At 25.6% G+C, this 1,073-nt stretch carries 1 protein-coding gene; it reads right to left on the bottom strand.

All coding sequences use genetic code 11. From position 1 onward, the window contains the following. Positions 1–61: 61 nt before the first annotated feature. Positions 62–634, bottom strand: coding sequence for a biotin transporter BioY (locus Q0370_RS00030; protein WP_299570385.1), 573 nt, complete (start codon positions 632–634; stop codon positions 62–64). Positions 635–1,073: the final 439 nt, after the last annotated feature.

Genomic DNA, 1,073 nt, shown 5'->3' with positions numbered 1-1,073 from the left:
TAAAAAAAATCCCCATCTAGATTTTTCATAAAAATGGGAATTTATAATATTTAAAATTTTATTATTTATCATTTTTAGGAACGAATTTCCATAATGTTGGAACTAAAGATGCAACTGCCATCATTTTTAGAGTATCACCAACCAAGAAAGGATAAACCCCTAACTTAAATACGTCTTTGTTAGGTACAAATAATGATAATTGCAATACTCCTAATGCATAAATAATTATATTGGCAATTATTAATGCTAAAATTGTTTTTGCATAAGATTTTGTAAACCCTTTGTCAGCCAAATATCCTAGAAATATTGCAGCAACAATATATCCGAAAACATATCCGCCACTTGGTGAAAATAGTACGCCTGTCTTAAAGTTTGCAAAAACAGGAATTCCAGCTGTACCAGCCGCTACATATGAAAGAATAGTTGCTGTTGCTAATTTTCTACCATATAACAGTCCCATTAATGTAACTGCAAATGATCCAAGAGTGATTGGTACAGGCTTTAATGGAATTAAGATTTGTGCCAATATAGATAAAAATACAGTTCCACCAAATACTAAAAGAACATTTTTTAAAATTTCTTTTTCTTTTGTTTCAATTTTGATGATATTGTTAATCAAAGCATTCTGTTTCATAATTAAAACCTCCATTTTTTTCATTTATAATATTGTAACACTTGTTATACCAAAAGTCAATAAAGTCATTTTTATAATTTTATACTAAACCTTATTTAAATAACAAGTTTATTACAAGCTTTTTTATAAAGGATATAAACCTAATATTTTTAATTAATTCTAAGATATGAATTTCATTTTTTTAACAGAATTTAGCATAAAATAAAGAAATTGAATAATTGTAAATTAGCTATTGAATATTACTATTAAAAAATTTATTCTCATTTTATAAATGAGAGTTAGTATAAAAAAAGTCTAAGTAAATAAGAAAAGCTGTAACTCAAATTTTATGTTACAGCCTTCCTATCTTAGAAGTAATTATTTATGACAAAATCATATTAGAAGTTAAATCTAAGTCCAGTAGTAAAGACATTGTTATTTCCTTTACCTTTTCCACTGT

Origin of the sequence: uncultured Leptotrichia sp. (assembly GCF_938036635.1) — a bacterium.
GTDB lineage: Bacteria > Fusobacteriota > Fusobacteriia > Fusobacteriales > Leptotrichiaceae > Leptotrichia > Leptotrichia hongkongensis.
This window is presented reverse-complemented; position numbering and strand designations above follow the sequence as displayed.